Annotated in this window: 11 protein-coding genes; 7 read left to right on the top strand and 4 right to left on the bottom strand. The window is 71.1% G+C overall.

The window, feature by feature from the left end; translation table 11 throughout:
* Window positions 1-246: 246 nt before the first annotated feature.
* The 7 genes from ACE1OC_RS01980 to ACE1OC_RS01950 all read left to right on the top strand — a co-directional run bounded on the left by ACE1OC_RS01980 (window position 247) and on the right by ACE1OC_RS01950 (window position 8,788).
* Window positions 247-1,758: a peptide MFS transporter gene (locus ACE1OC_RS01980; RefSeq protein ID WP_407835485.1), complete on the top strand. Its 1,512-nt coding sequence runs from the start codon at window positions 247-249 to the stop codon at window positions 1,756-1,758.
* 150 nt (window positions 1,759-1,908) lie between these two features.
* Window positions 1,909-3,012, top strand: a complete 1,104-nt coding sequence (locus tag ACE1OC_RS01975) for a substrate-binding domain-containing protein (RefSeq protein WP_407835484.1) — start codon at window positions 1,909-1,911, stop codon at window positions 3,010-3,012.
* Window positions 3,013-3,127: 115 nt separating this feature from the next.
* A complete protein-coding gene (locus tag ACE1OC_RS01970) occupies window positions 3,128-4,435 on the top strand; it encodes an ABC transporter substrate-binding protein (protein ID WP_407835483.1) in 1,308 nt (435 codons plus the stop codon).
* Between the two features lie 144 nt (window positions 4,436-4,579).
* On the top strand, window positions 4,580-5,509 hold the full coding sequence (locus tag ACE1OC_RS01965; RefSeq protein WP_407835482.1) for a carbohydrate ABC transporter permease: 930 nt from the start codon (window positions 4,580-4,582) through the stop codon (window positions 5,507-5,509).
* Window positions 5,506-6,465: a carbohydrate ABC transporter permease gene (locus ACE1OC_RS01960; protein ID WP_407835481.1), complete on the top strand. Its 960-nt coding sequence runs from the start codon at window positions 5,506-5,508 to the stop codon at window positions 6,463-6,465. Before ACE1OC_RS01965 ends, ACE1OC_RS01960 begins: the two co-directional genes overlap by 4 nt.
* A gap of 59 nt (window positions 6,466-6,524) precedes the next feature.
* Window positions 6,525-7,502, top strand: coding sequence for a hydroxyacid dehydrogenase (locus ACE1OC_RS01955; RefSeq protein ID WP_407841458.1), 978 nt, complete (start codon window positions 6,525-6,527; stop codon window positions 7,500-7,502).
* Between the two features lie 32 nt (window positions 7,503-7,534).
* Entirely contained in the window at window positions 7,535-8,788 is a 1,254-nt protein-coding gene (locus ACE1OC_RS01950; RefSeq protein ID WP_407835480.1) for an alpha-L-fucosidase, read from the top strand.
* Between the two features lie 16 nt (window positions 8,789-8,804).
* Here ACE1OC_RS01950 and ACE1OC_RS01945 read toward each other — a convergent pair whose 3' ends face one another.
* From ACE1OC_RS01945 to ACE1OC_RS01930, 4 genes are all read right to left on the bottom strand, one after another.
* Window positions 8,805-11,147 carry a family 20 glycosylhydrolase gene (locus ACE1OC_RS01945; RefSeq protein WP_407835479.1) on the bottom strand — a complete coding sequence of 781 codons (2,343 nt, stop codon included), beginning with the start codon at window positions 11,145-11,147 and terminating at the stop codon, window positions 8,805-8,807.
* 129 nt (window positions 11,148-11,276) lie between these two features.
* Complete coding sequence (locus tag ACE1OC_RS01940; protein WP_407835478.1) at window positions 11,277-12,323, bottom strand: TolB family protein; 1,047 nt, start codon at window positions 12,321-12,323, stop codon at window positions 11,277-11,279.
* The gene (locus ACE1OC_RS01935; RefSeq protein ID WP_407835477.1) at window positions 12,320-13,642 is read right to left on the bottom strand and encodes an MFS transporter; all 1,323 of its coding nucleotides are present in this window, start codon (window positions 13,640-13,642) and stop codon (window positions 12,320-12,322) included. The genes ACE1OC_RS01940 and ACE1OC_RS01935 overlap by 4 nt, the downstream gene beginning before the upstream one ends.
* On the bottom strand, window positions 13,642-14,934 hold the full coding sequence (locus tag ACE1OC_RS01930) for a discoidin domain-containing protein (RefSeq protein WP_407835476.1): 1,293 nt from the start codon (window positions 14,932-14,934) through the stop codon (window positions 13,642-13,644). Before ACE1OC_RS01930 ends, ACE1OC_RS01935 begins: the two co-directional genes overlap by 1 nt.
* Window positions 14,935-15,131: the final 197 nt, after the last annotated feature.

Here is a 15,131-nt window from a genome sequence, read left to right as displayed (position 1 = left end):
CCGTCCCGTGGGACAGGCTGGGAACACAGTGAATGACCTGTGGGCCGGGTCCGGGCGCGATGGAGCACCAGGGCGTGGATCCCGGCGCGTTCCGCCCCCGTCCGGCCGCCCCTGAGGCCCACCCCAGAGGCCCGCCCGGACCCCCCTCGGGCGTGGGGAAGGACGGACCGCGCGCCGGTGCCGGCCCTCCCACCGGGCGCGGCCGCACGCCGATCCGCGCGCGCCCAGAGCGAGCGAGGACCGATCATGGCGTCCACCCTGACCAAGGGCGAGTACGAGCACAGACCCTCCGCCGCGGGCCCCGAGAAGACCTTCATGGGCCAGCCCCGCGGACTGGTCAACCTGTTCATGACGGAGATGTGGGAGCGCTACAGCTTCTACGGCATGCGCGCGCTGCTCGTCCTCTACCTGGTCGCCCCGGCCTCCCAGGGCGGCCTCGCCATGAACGCGGCCATGGCCACCGCGATCTACTCCCTCTACAACGCGATGGTCTACCTGCTCGCCCTCCCCGGCGGCTGGTTCGCCGACCGTGCCTGGGGCGCCCGCAAGACCGTCGCCATCGGCGGCACCGTCATCATGATCGGGCACTTCCTGCTGGCCGTGCCGGCCCGGGTCTCGTTCTTCGTCGGCCTCGTGTGCATCGCCGTCGGCTCCGGCCTGCTCAAGGCCAACATCTCCACGATGGTCGGCCACCTCTACGAGGACAAGGACGACCCGCGCCGCGACGGCGGCTTCACGATCTTCTACATGGGGATCAACCTCGGCGCCTTCATCGCGCCGCTGACGATCGGCACCATCGGCCAGAGCGTGAGCTGGCACCTCGGATTCGCCATGGCTGGCGTCGGCATGGCCCTGGGCCTCGCCTTCTTCGCCCTCGGCAGCCGGCACATGTCGGAGCGCAGCGACGTCGTCCCGACCCCGCTCTCGCGGGCGGAGCGCACCGCGGTCGTCCGCAAGTCGCTCACCTGGCTGGCCGTCGCGGCCGTCGCCTACGGATGCGTGGGCCTGTCCGGGCACTTCACGCTGAGCTGGGCGATGCTGCCGCTGACCGTCCTGTGCATCGTCCTGCCGTCCTGGTACCTGCTGCGGATGAAGCGGGACAAGAGCCTGGGCACGGCCGACCGGGCCCGGATGTCGGCGTACGTGTGGTTCTTCGCGGCGGCCGCGCTGTTCTGGGGGATCTACGACCAGACCGGCTCCACGCTGAACCTGTTCGCGCAGGACAGCACCTCCCGCACCTTCTTCGGCATCGGGTTCCCCGCCAGTTGGTTCCAGGCGTGCAACCCGCTCTACATCATGGCCCTCGCACCCGTCTTCGCCTGGGGCTGGGTGGCGCTGAGCCGCCGGGCCAAGGAGCCGGGCACCCCGGCCAAGTTCGCCGTCGGCCTGGTCCTGATCGGGCTCTCGTTCGCCGTGATGATGGTCGCCCAGGGCATCGCGGTCGACGGGGCCAAGGTGTCCCCGATGTGGCTGGCGATGGTGTACCTGATCCAGACGGTCGGCGAGCTCACCCTGTCCCCGGTCGGGCTCTCCCTGACCACCAAGCTCGCCCCGGAGAAGTACTCCTCGCAGATGATGGGCGTCTGGTTCCTGGCGGTCACGGTCGGCGACTCGGTGGTGGCGCTGCTCCAGCAGTTCGGCGTGTCCACCGACGCCCCGTCCTGGTTCGCGAGCCAGGGCGCGCTGGCGCTCCTCGGAGGCATCGCGATCTTCGTGTACCGCAACAAGGTCAAGGTGCTGATGGGGGGCGTGCGCTGACCGGACGACCGTCCGGCCGTACGACCGTCCGGCCGGACGGGCCCTGCCGGGCGGCGCTATCCATTCCTTTCGTTCGAAACAAAACGTAAGTTTCGGCTTTCGCGCGCTACGCTGATCTCGACCAGGGACGCAGTCGAGGGGAGCTCCACCGTGCACGCAGAGGAACGACAGCAGGCGATCCTGCGACGGGTCCGCGAAGCGGGATCGATGCGCGTCACGGACTTCGCGGCGGAGCTCGGCGTGTCCGTGGTGACGGTGCGCAAGGACGTCGAAGTCCTCGCGGAACGCGGCCTGCTGGCCCGGGTGCACGGCGGTGCGATGCTGCCCGAGGACTGGGCGGAGACCGCCCCCGCGACCGTCGCCCCGGTGGCGGCCCGTACGGCCTCGGCCGCTCCCGCCGCCGGATCCGGCCGGCCGTTGGTCCTCGGGCTGATCGTGCCGTCGTCCGCCTACTACTACCCCGAGGTGATCAAGGGCGCCCGGGAAGCGGCGGACGCCCTCGGGGTGCGGCTGACCCTCGCCGTGTCCACGTACGACGTGGACACCGAGAAGGCGCAGGCCGCGCGGATGGTCGAGGACGGTGTCGACGGGCTGCTGCTCGCGCCCTCCGCCGGCGAGGGCAAGCCGGGCGGCCAGTGGTACGAGGAGCTCGGCGTGCCCGTCGTACTGATGGAACGCCGCCCCGAACACCAGGCCTCCGCCGCCGAGCACGTCGGTACGGACCACGGGTACGGAGCCAGGCTGGCGGTGCGCCACCTCCTGGACACGGGGCGCCGCAGGATCGCCCTCGTGATGCGCGGCGGGACCCCCACCGCGCCCTGGATCAAGAAGGGCTACGACGCGGCGATGGGGGAGGCCGGCCCCGGCACGGCCGAGCACGCGTTCTTCCTCGATCTCGCGCAGTTCGGTGCGGGTGACGCCGCCTACGAAGAGGTGATGGACGCCTTCGTGGAAGCGGTGCGGGAGGGCCGCGTCGACGCCGCCCTGGTCCATCCCGACCACGAGGCCATGGTGCTGATGCAGCGGCTGCGCGGTGCCTCGCTGTCCGTGCCGGGCGATGTCGCGCTGGTCTCGTACGACGACGAGGTGGCCTCCCTGGCGGACCTGCCGCTGAGCGCGGTGGCGCCCTCGAAGCACGAAGTCGGTGTCACTGGCGTCGAGTTGCTCGTACGAAGGCTGCGCGAGCCGGGCCGTCCGAGGCGGCGGATCGCCATCCTTCCGGAGCTGAGGGTACGCGCGTCCAGCGAGGCCTAACCGTTACTTCGCTTTTCTTTCTCAAACTTTCCTTTTCTATTGACTCGCTTCTCCTCTGGTCGAATGATGTGCATCACCTCGCCGCATCGACGGCTCGCACCTGAGGAGCAGAGCAGTGAAGCTCACTTCCCGTACCTCCCGCGCCGCCCTCGCCACCCTCTCGCTGGCCTTGTTCGCCACTGCCTGCGGTGGGAGCGAGGGCGCCGCGCCGAAGGCCGACGCCCCCAAAGAGCCGGTCAACCTGACCTATTGGGGCTGGACCGGCGGTGCCCAGCAGGTGGTGGACGCCTTCAACGCGTCGCACCCGAACATCAAGGTCACCTTCTCGGCCATCACCGGCGGACCGGACGGGTACGCCAAGATCAGCAACGCGATCAAGGCCGGGAACGCACCCGACGTCGCGGGCATCGAGTACCCGACCCTCCCCGAGTTCGTCAGCCAGGGATTCCTGGAGGACATCACCGGCCCGGCCGGCGCCGCCGTGAAGGCGAAGTTCCCCCAGGGCGTCCAGGACCGGGTGATCCTCGGCGGCAAGACCTGGGCCGTGCCGTACGACGCCACGCCCAACCTCCTCTACTACCGCAAGGACATCTTCAAGAACGCGGGCGTCGAAGTCCCCAAGACCTGGGACGAGTACAAGGCGGCCGCCGAGAAGATCAAGGCCTCCGACAAGAACGTGCGCATAGGCGGCTGGGGCAACGACGACGCGCCCCTGCTGGCGGCGCTCTCCTGGCAGGCCGGCGCCAAGTGGTACGGCACCGAGGGTGACGGCTGGAAGGTCAACATCAACGACGCCTCCTCGCAGAAGGTGGCCTCGTACTGGCAGGGCCTGGTCAAGGACGACCTGGTGATGAACCTGAAGATCAACGGCCCGGAGTTCGCGAAGGCCAAGGCCGACGGGGTCATGGCCAGCTTCATCGGCGCCTCGTGGAGCGCGGGCGGCACGATGACCGCCCTGGCCAAGGACTCGGGCAAGTGGGGCGTCGCCCCGCTGCCGCACTGGGGCACCCCGGCCACCGGCATGTTCGGCGGTACCAGCTACGCCGTCACCAAGGGCAGCAAGCACGTCAAGGAAGCGGCCGAGTTCGCCACGTGGGCGGCCACCAGCCCCGAAGGCGTCAAGGCCCGCCTCAGCAGCCTGAAGGCACCGAGCAGCAGCCTGCCCGCCAGCCCCGAGCTGCGTCCGATCGCCGCCGCGGCCTTCGACGACAAGGGCTTCTTCGGCGGCGACAAGGTCTACGAGATCGCCGGCGCGCAGGTCGACACCATCGTCCCGGGCTGGGTCTGGGGTCCGGTGCAGACCGCCACCAACACCGCCATCCAGGACGCCGGGCTCAAGGGCACCCTGACCGACGGACTCGCGGCCGGCCAGACCGCCGCCGAAGCCGCCATCAAGGGCCGAGGGCTCAACCTCGCGAAGTAGGCGTCGCGCGGGGCCCGAAGCCCTCCCGGCACCCGGGCCCCGCTCCCCGTCCCGTCTCGAAGTCCCTTACTCGACCCCTTCCTTGACCCCATCCCCGACCGTTCCCCCGTCCGTTCCTCCGCAGCGCACCACCAAGGAGATCCGGTGGCAGCACCACTCATTCGTTCAGCGCGCGGCGCCGCGCCCGTGCGCCGGCCAGGCCAGGGCAGGGCGGTGCTCGTCTTCCTCGGCCCGTTCTTCCTGCTCTTCACCGCGGTCCTGATCGTGCCCGTCGGGTACGCGCTCTGGATGAGCTTCTTCACCGAGCGCTCCTCCGGTCTCGGATTCGGCGGCACCGAAAGGGTCTTCAGCGGGTTCGGGAACTACGCCAAGGCGCTCGGCGACCACGGCTTCACCTCCTCCTTCCTGCACGTGGCCGCGTACTGCGCCGTCTACATCCCCGTGATGATCGGCGCCGCGCTCGCCCTGGCCCTGCTCGTCGATTCGGCCGCGGCCAAGGCCAAGCGGCTCGTCCAGTTCGCCGTCTTCATGCCGCACGCGGTCCCCGGACTGATCGCCGCGATCATCTGGACCTACCTCTACACCCCCGGCCTGAGCCCGGTCCTGGACTGGATCGAAGCGGCGGGCGGCCAGTGGGACTTCTTCGCCCCCGGCAGCGTCGTGCCCTCGCTGGTGAACGTCGCGGCCTGGCAGTGGATCGGCTACAACATGATCATCTTCTTCGCCGCGCTCCAGGCCGTACCCCGCGAGGTCATCGAAGCGGGCGTCATGGACGGCGCCGGCGAACTGCGCATCGCACTGCGGATCAAACTGCCGATGATCCGCTCGGCCGTCTTCCTCACGCTCCTGTTCACCTGTGTCGGCGTGGTCCAGATCTTCGGCGAGCCGATGCTCCTCTCGAAGCGGGCCGGCTCGATGGGCTCGGACTGGTCCCCGATGATGTTCATCTACAAGGCGGCCTTCGAGCGGCACGACTACGGCCTCGCCTCCTCCGCCTCGCTCCTCGTGGCCTTCGTCGCCGGCACCCTCTCCTACGTCGTCACCCGGATCGGAAAGCGAGGTGACTCGGCATGAGCACCCAGACTGCCCCCTCGGCCCCGCCCGAGGCCGCCCCCGGCGGCGAGCCGGCGGCCGCCCCCGGAGCCCCGCCCGCCCGGCGGGGCGAGCGGGGGCCCGCCGGAAGGCCGCGCCGGAGCGGCGCGATGGCCTCCAAGGCCGTGGTCAACGCCGTCCTCCTGGTGGCGGTCCTCTACACCCTGATGCCGCTGACCTGGCTGCTGATCGCCGCCACGAAGAACCACGCCGACCTCTTCGGAACGGCCGGCTTCGGCTTCGGGGAGTTCCACCTCTTCGACAACCTCCGGGCCGTCTTCACCCACGACGACGGCATCTTCGGCCGCTGGCTGCTCAACAGCCTCCTCTACTCCGTCGTCGGATCACTGGCGTCCTCGCTGATCAGCGTCGCCGCCGGCTACTGCTTCGACAAGTACGAGTTCCGCGGCAAGGGCGCGCTCTTCGGCCTCGTCCTGACCGGCACCCTCGTGCCCACCGTCGTCATCACGCTCCCGCAGTACCTGCTCGCGTCCGAGACCGGGATCGTCAACACCTACTGGGCGATCCTCATCCCCGCGCTCGTGAACCCCTTCGGCGTGTACCTGGCCCGGGTCTTCTCCGAGGGCTACGTACCCGGTGAAGTCCTGGAGGCGGCCCGCATCGACGGGGCGAGCGAGCTGCGCGTCTTCCGGTCGATCTCGCTGCCGATGCTCATGCCGGGCTTCATGACCCTCTTCCTCTTCTCCTTCACAGCGAGCTGGAACAACTTCTTCGGCCCGCTGGTCATGCTCAACGACCACCACCTCTACCCGGCAGTGCTCGGCATCTACAGCTGGAACCAGGTCGTGCTCCAGTACCCGGAGTTCTACTCCCTCGCGATCACCGGATCCCTGGTCGCCGTCATCCCGCTCGCCCTCGCCTTCATCGGCCTGCAGCGGTTCTGGCGCTCCGGCCTCACGGCGGGAGCGGTCAAGTGAACAACCCCGCCCCGAACCACCCGGCCGACGGGCCCCGCAGACCCCGCACCCTCCTCGCCATGGGCCCGGACACCAAGGCGGCCCTGCTCGACGAGCAGGCCCTCGCCCGGCTCGGCGCCACCGCGCTCCTGGACCCCGACCTCCTGGTCACCGACTTCGCCGCCGCCGACCCCGCGCGACTGCGCGAAGCCGAGGTCCTGCTCACCGGCTGGGGCTGCCCGCCCCTCACCGAAGAGGCCCTCGGCCTCCTTCCGGCCCTGCGGGCGGTGGTGCACACCGCCGGATCCGTGAAGGGGATGATGACGGAAGCGGCCTGGCGGCGCGGACTGACCGTCACCAGCGCGGCCGAGGCCAACGCCCGGCCCGTCGCCGAGTTCACCGTCGCCGCGATCGTCTTCGCCAACAAGCGCGTCCTCACCACCGCCCGGGCCTACCGGGAGGTCCGCACGCAGCTCGACCCGCTCACCCTGTACCCCGGGATCGGCAACTACGGCAGGACCGTCGGCATCATCGGCGCCTCGCGCATCGGCCGCCGCGTCATCGAGCTGCTGCGCTCCTACGACGTCCACGTGCTGGTCCACGACCCGTACCTGGACGGGGACGAAGCCAGGGCCCTGGGGGTCGAACCCGTCGACCTGGACGAACTGATGGGCCGCAGCGACGTGGTGAGCGTGCACGCACCGCAGACCCCCGAGACCCGCCACCTCGTCGACGCCCGCCGCCTCGCCCTCATGCGCGACGGCGCGACCCTCGTCAACACCGCACGCGGGACGCTCGTCGACACCGAGGCGCTCACCGTGGAACTGGTCTCCGGCCGGCTGCACGCCGTCCTCGACGTCACCCACCCCGACGTCCTGCCGGCCGGGTCGCCGCTCTACGACCTGCCGAACGTGCTGCTCACCCCGCACATCGCCGGATCCCTCGGCAACGAACTCGGACGGCTCGCGGCCTGCGCGGCCGAGGAGTTGGAGCGGTACGCCCGAGGACTCCCCTTCGTCTACGCCGTCCACCCGGCGAGCCTGGCCCGCTCGGCCTGACCCCCGCCGCCGCCGAACCCCGAAAGCCCACCATGACCCTCGGTCCCTCCGCACCCCTCGCCGGTCCCGGCGAAACACCCCTCGTGCCCACGCCGGGGCAACTCGCCTGGCAGGAAGCCGGATTCGGGATCTTCCTGCACTTCGGCATCAACACCTTCAACGGCGTCGAGTGGAGCGACGGGACCCTGGACCCGGCCACCTTCCGGCCCTCGCAGCTCGACGCGCGCCAGTGGGTGCGCACCGCCGCCGAGGCCGGAGCGAAGTACGTCGTGCTGACCGCCAAGCACCACGACGGCTTCTGCCTCTGGCCGACCGACACCACCGCCTACTCCGTGGCTTCCTCGCCCTGGAAGGACGGAGCGGGCGACGTGGTCGCCGAACTGGCCGAGGCCTGCGGGGAGGCGGGCCTCGGTCTCGGGCTCTACCTCTCGCCCTGGGACCGCAACGCGGACTGCTACGAGGAGCCCGCCGACTACGACTCCTTCTACCTCCGCCAGCTCACCGAACTCTGCACCCGCTACGGCCCGTTGTGCGAGCTGTGGTTCGACGGCGCGGGCTCCGAGGGGCGCACGTACGACTGGGACGCGGTCATGGCCGTGATCGACCGGCACCAGCCGGCCGCCATGGTCTTCAACATGGGCCGCCCCACGATCCGCTGGGTCGGCAACGAGGAGGGGCTCGCCGCCGACCCCTGCCACTACGTCACGCACTCCACGGGCATCAGCCTGTACGACGACCGGCACACCGAGCTCGACTCGGCCGCCTACCTGCCGCCCGAATGCGATGTCCCCCTCCGCGACGACTGGTTCTGGCAACCGGGGAACCACGACACCCTCAAGAGCCGGGAGGACCTGCTGGAGATCTGGTACTCCTCGGTGGGGCTGGGCGCCGGCCTCCTCTTGGGCGTCCCGCCCGACCGGCGCGGACTGATCGACGAGGCCGACCGGGCCCGACTCCTGTCCTTCACCGCAGAGTTGGAGCGGCGCCTCGGCGAGCCCGTCCCCGCCGCCCTCACGGTCGAGGGAGACGCCGTCCTCGCGGACTTCGGCCGGCCGGTCCGCGTGGACCACGTGGAGCTGCGCGAGGACCTCGCCCGGGGTCAGTGCGTGGACGGCCACGAGGTCTGGGCGGACGGCCGGCCGATCGCCTCCGGCCACACGGTGGGGGTCCGCCGCGTCCACCGTGTGGAGCCCCTCACCGTGCGGGAACTGCGGATCCGGCTGACCGGACCCGGGGCCCGGCTGGCCTCGGTGTCGGCAGCCGGACCGCCGCCCGGCGTCAGCTGATCTGTCAGCCCATCCGTCAGCCGATCTGCCAGCGCTGGTAGACCGAACCGCTGTTGGACTGCTGGCTCGCCAGGGCTCCGTCCGCGCCGGACGCGGTGGTCAGGAGCAGTCCGCTCTTCTTGTTGGCCACCGCGTAGTCGCCGGACCCGAGCGGGGTCACCACCCAGCGCTGGCTGTCGCCGCTGCCGCATGAGGTCTGCACAACGGCCGCGCCGGGAGCGGTGGAACCGCCCGCCACGTCCGCGCAGAGCCCGGACGAGCCGTTGGCCATGGTGTAGCTGCCGTCGCCGTTGAGGGTCAGCCGCCACTGCTGGTTGGGGCCGCCGTGCGGGGTCCAGGTGATCAGCTGGGTGCCGGAGGCGGTGGAGCTCGCCGGGTCGTCGAGCGCCTTCCCGGCCGCGGTGAGGGTCCGGGTCCCGCTCAACTGGCCGCCGTACACCTCGAACTCGTACAGCGAGTAGCCGTACGTGGTGCCGCGCTGGGTGCCGTACACCCGGATGTAGCGGCCGGAGCCGGACAGGCCGGTCAGGTCCTGGACCCCGCCGGTGCCGGTGGTCGTGGAGTACAGGGTGCGCCAGGTGCTCTGGTCGTCGGAGACCTGGATCTGGAAGCCCTTCCCGTACGCCGCCTCCCAGCGCAGCACCACGCGGTTGACGGCCTGGGCGGACCCGAGGTCCACTTGCAGCCACTGCGGATCGGCGTACGCGCTCGACCACCGGGTGCCCGGATCGCCGTCCGTCGCCAGTGCGGCCGCGAAGTTGGCGGTCTCCGTGCTGGACGCGTTGGTGGGGCGGTTGCGGGCGAGGTTGCCCGGCTGCGCGGTCCCCGGCCAGGAGGGATGGTGCCCGATCGCGGCCACGATCGGCGTGAACGCCGCATAGGTGGCCACCGGCTTCGGCGAACCCCAGGTCTGCTGGGCGAGCCCGCGCAGCGGGTACATGATGCCGGCCGCGATCTGCGTCTCCGTCTCGGCGTTCGGGTTGTCGCACCACACGTGGATCAGCGAACCGCGGTTCTTCGAGGGGTCGCTTATGGTGGCGCCGCCCTCGAACCGGTCCGGGGTCCAGGTCTCGTACATCCACTTGGTGTCCGGCTTCGCGCCGCCGAGCACGTAATAGGTCGGTGTCCAGGACTCGTTGGCGACCATGTACCCGGCATTGACCAGCTGCTGGGGGGTGAGTCCGTAGCTGTACCAGTACTCGACGAGGATGCGGGCGTCGGGGGTGACGGTCCCGTCCCCGGCCTTGATGCCGTCGTTCCACATCCGGGTGGTCTTGCCGGCCGCGCGGACCAGGGCGTCGGACCAGTTCACGAACCCGTAGTAGGTGTCCTTGGCGGTGGCGTTCGGGCCGTAGTGGGCGCGGGCATAGCTGAGCAGCTGCGGGTACCTGGCGTAGTCGGTGACGTACTCGTCGGCGCCGATGTGCCAGTAGGGGGCCGGGAACAGCGGCAGGTACTCCTCGATCAGGTCCTTGATCAGGGTGTACGAGCCGGGCATCGACAGGTCGATGAACTCGGAACTGGCCGTGCCCGAGGCGTCCTTGAGCTTGAGCTCCGGGTGGGCGGCCAGGATCTGGTTCATGTGCCCCGGAGTGTCGATCTCGGGCACGATCGTGACGTGGTACTTCTGCCCCAGTGCGATCAGGTCCGCGATGTCCTGCTTGGAGTAGTGGTCGGCGGAGACGATCTCCGGGTGCGTCGAACTCTCCAGGCGGAAGCCGAAGGTGTCCGACAGGTGGAAGTGGAAGTAGTTGAGCTTGAGGTAGGCCAGCTCCTTGATGTGCTGCTTGACCCAGTCGACCGTGAAGAACTTCCGCCCCTGGTCGATCATCAGGCCGCGTTCGGCCTTGGTGGGCCAGTCCACCGCCGTTCCGGCCGGCACGGAGGCCGACTGGCGCAGCAGCTGCAGCACGGTGCGGGTGCCGTTGAAGGCCCCGGCGTCGGTCCCGGCCTGGAGGGCGAGGGTCGAGCCGACGGTCATCCGGTACCCCTCGGCGGGCAGCGAACCGTCGCCCAGGCTCAGGGCGATGTCGCCGGCGGAGGCGCTCCCGGTGACGACGGCCACCGCACGCCCGGCCAGCGCCCCCAAGTCCTCGGCGAAGGTGGCAGCTTCGTCGGAGAGCTGTGCGGTGTGGGCGGGATCGACGACGATCCGGCTGCTGCTCGTGAAGCCGTACGACCCGCTGCCGGCCGTCCACTGCCGCAGGGCCGGCACGGTCTGCGGCGCCGCGGCGGCGACGGCCGCCCCGGCCCGCAGGGGCTCGGCCCCGGCGTGGGTGGGCAGGGACGACGCGGCCAGGGCCAGGGCGGAGGCGGTCAGGAATCTGAGCAGACGCATGGCGAGTCCCCAGGTGTTCACGGCGGCATCTCCCTCCGGCCGTGACTGCCGGAGGGAGTGGCCACAGTGCAACGCAGTGTCAGGTCTATGTCAAGAGATGCTCGAAGCGAAGGCCGAATGAGCATCATCTTGCATCGGCGACCGCACGGATCACTGCGCGCCGGCTGTGTCCGCCACCGCAACCGGCGACGACCCGCCCGCGACGGACAGCCGGGGCGCCCCGGTGCCGTCCGCGGGGACGGTCCAGACGTCGCTCGCGCGACCGTCCGCGCCCGGCAGGGCGTAGGCGACCGTCCCGTCGTCCGTCCAGGCCGCCTGGTCGTCCACGTTGCGCGTCTCGGCGAGCGGGGTCTCGACCATCGTCCGCAGGTCGAGGACGTACAGCCGCCAGGGCGCCGCCGGGTCGTCGGACACCTTCTTCTTGAAGGCGACCCGCGTGTTGTCGGGCGACAGGGAGGGGCATTCGACGTTCTCCCGCAGCGTCCTCGCCGACCAGTCGGACATGTTCCCCTCGACGAGGTACGTACGCCCCTTGGTGGAGACGGTCGCGTAGAAGCGGCTGTCGTCCCGGGCGAAGCTCACGCCCCAGTAGTTGACGTCGGGGGAGTGGTACCGGACACCGTCCATGGTGAGCGGTATCTCCTCCAGGGACTTCACCAAGTACCCCGTGCGCCGGTCGAGCACGGCCGTCCGGGTGGAGAAGCCGGTGGCGGAGTACGAGTCCCCGGTGGCGAACACCGTCCAGGCGAGCATCTGCCCCGACGCCGACACCCGCGCCCGGGTCGGAACGCCCGGCACGATGGTCCGGCTCACCTCGCGCAGCTCCCGGTCGAGGACGACGGCGTACGTCTTCGGCAGCACCCCCGGCTCGGCGCGCAGACAGAGGGCGGTGCCCCCGGCGGCATGGAACCGGTCGCAGGCGGGACCGCCCGTGGTGCGGTCGGCGGCGCCCGCCGTCGGGGTGAGGGGCTGGTGCGCCACCCGGCCCGTGGCGCTGTCCCGGAAGTACAGGGCGGGACCGGCGAGGGCGAAGGAGGCGTCGCCGCCGGCCTGTTGGCCCGCCGCCCGGTTCCCCGCGTGCAGGGCGTACCCGGCGGTGGAGCCCGCGAGGAGGACGACCGCGGCGACCGTGAGGGCGGTACGGGCCCGGGTGCCGAGCCGGCGTGCGGGAGCGGGATCGGTGAGTTGCGTGGTCATGAGGTGCTCTTCTCACTGGTGGGGGATTCCGCCCGCTCCGCGGGTGCTGACCCGGGGGCCGGGTCCCCAGGGCCGCCCGGATCGCGCGGCAGCAGCGCCCAGCCGCCCGCCAGCGCGGCGAGCAGCACCGCCGTGGCCCCCCACAGTGCGGGCCGCGGCCCCCACACCGTCCACGCGGCGCCGAAGCCCGCCGCGGCGAGCATCCGGGCCAGGGCCTGGCCGGTCTGGAGCACGGCCAGCCCGCCCCCTCTGCCCCCGGCGGGCAGCACCGGCCCGGCGAGGGCCATCAGCACCCCGTCGGTGGCCGCGTAGAACACCCCGAGCAGGGCGAGGACGGCCGCGAGGAGGAGCGGGGCCGGCCCGCCCGCCGGGGCGAGCAGGACGAGGTAGGCGCCGAGCAGGGCGAGGTGCCCGTACAGGAACGGCAGCCTGCGCCCGACCCGGTCGGCGATCCGGCCCACCGGGACGGCCAGGAGCAGATAGCCCGCGGCCGCCCCGAGCGGCAGCAGCGGGAACCAGTTGGGATCCAGGCCCAGTCGGCGCTGGAGCAGGAGGTAGACGAAGGCGTCGCCGATGGTGGCGCCGCCGAGCAGGGCGGCGGCCCACAGGATCCGGCGGAAGGCGGGGTCGCGCAGCGCCGCGAAGGCCTTGCCCCGGGCCGGGGCCGGGCCCGGCACGGCTGCCGGGCGGTGGTGGCCGGGAACGTAGAGGACGAGCAGCAGCACGCCGAGCAGACCGGCGCAGAAGCTGGCGACGAACACCGCGTCGTACGCGCCCGCGGTCGCCCAGAGCAGGGCGAAGGCGGCGAGCGGGCCGAGCAGGGCGCCGGTGGTGTCCATGGCCCGGTGCACGCCGAAGGACCGGCCGAGGTCCTCGGGAGGGCTGCTGAGGGTGATCAGCGCGTCGCGGGGAGCCGTACGGATGCCCTTGCCGACCCGGTCGGCGGCCAGGGAGGCCGCGATTCCGCCGGTGGCGCCGCCCGCGAGCAGCAGGCCGAGACGGGAGCAGGCCGAGACGGCGTAGCCGATGCCCGCGACGTGCTTGTAGCGGTGCCCGCGGTCGGCGAGATGCCCGCCGAGGAGCCGTACGACCGCACCGGCTCCTCCCATCAGGCCGTCCAGGAAGCCGAATTGGAGGGGGGAGAGACCGAGTCCGAGGACGAGGTAGAGCGGCAGCACCGCGCTGACCATCTCGGAGGAGACATCGGTGACGAGGCTGACCGTACCGAGCGCGAGGACGGCGGCGGGGACGCGCCGGCCCGCCCCCGTGGTGGGGGGCGGGGCCGGAGCGGCCCGGCGGCCGGTGGTGGCCAGGTACATCAGTGACAGGTGTACTTCGGGCTGGTGTCCTTCGTGGTCCCGTCGGTGGCGACGTAGCTCCAGCTGTAGCCGGTGTCGGTGAAGTCCAGCTTCAGGACGCCGTACGTACCGCTGATCCGCTTCTGGCTGTTGGGCTGGACGTTCTCGATGTCGTACGGATCGGCGCCGCCCATGCCGCCCACGATCTCGGTGATCCCGTCGGCGGTGGCGTTCCCGTTCGGGTCCTGCGGGGCGAACCGCTCGTAGTGGTGGTCGTGCCCGCCCAGCACGAGGTCGGCCTTGGCGCCGTACAGGATGTTCCACACCGGCTTGCTCACCGGGTCGTTGCCGTGGCCGCCGGAGGAGTACAGCGGGTGGTGCCAGTAGGCGGCGATGCAGCCCTTGGAGTTCGCGGCGAGGTCGGCCTTGAGCCAGTCGATCTGGGCCTTCTGGTCGAAGGAGTTGGAGTCGAGGGCGATGAAGTGCCAGTTGCCCTCGTCGAAGCTGTAGTAGCTCTTGCCCTGCGGGTAGGCGACGGCACCGAAGTACGCCTTGTAGCCGGCGAGCGGTCCGGCCGGGTCGTAGGTCTCGTGGTTGCCGGGCACGGGACGGGTCTTGTCCTTGAACGCGCCCCACGACTTGTCGTAGTAGGCCTTGTAGTCGACGAGCCGGGCGTCGTCGTACTGGTTGTCACCCATCGTCAGATAGAACTTCGGGTTGATCTTCTGGGCCTGTGCCGCGGTCTTGGGGTGGGCGCAGGAGCTGTCCGAGGCGGTGCACTGGGCGGCGATGTCACCGGCGGCGACCACGGTGAAGGCGCCGGTCGGCGGGGGAGTCCCCCCGTCGAGGGTGCCGTACACCTCGACCTCGTACAGGGAGTACCCGTAGGAGGTGCCGCGGGCGGTTCCGTACACGCGCAGGTAACGGCCCGTGCCGGAGAGGCCGGTCCAGTCGTCGGTGCCGCCGTTCCCGGCCGTCTCGTTGGCGAGCCGGGTCCAGGTGGTGCCGTCGGCCGATATCTCGACCCGGTACGTCTTGGCGTACGCGGCCTCCCAACGCAGCGCGACCCGGGAGACGGTGGCGTTCGCGCCGAGGTCGACGCGGATCCACTGCGGGTCCTTGCCCTCGGCGCTGGCCCACCGGGTGGTGGAGCTGCCGTCGAAGGCGTTCTGCGGACCGAAGCTCGACGTCTCCACGGAGGAGGCCGTGGCGGTCTTGCCGCGCGAGATGAGGGGGTCGGCGGCGGCGCCGGCCCGTTCGGGATAGGCGAGCAACAGGCCGCCTACGAGGAGGAGTACGGCGGTGATGACCACGCCGATGGTGCGGCGTGGTGTATGAACATGAAGCGTGCTTGGGGTGCTCAGGTGCATTCCTGACTCCCTGGCCTGGTGGGTGGCGAGAGCTGGCACCGGTACGAGACCCTGCTCCCCTGCCCGGGTGCGGGCAGGGGTGGGCGTGGTCACAGCGGCCGGGTCAGAGCTCTCGCTGAGCGCGTCATGCCCACGGATGC

The organism is Streptomyces stoeckheimensis, assembly GCF_045822005.1.
In the GTDB taxonomy this organism is placed as follows: Bacteria; Actinomycetota; Actinomycetes; order Streptomycetales; family Streptomycetaceae; genus Streptomyces; species Streptomyces stoeckheimensis.
The sequence above is the reverse complement of the archived record's forward strand: the minus strand, read 5'-3'. Positions and strand labels throughout refer to the sequence as shown.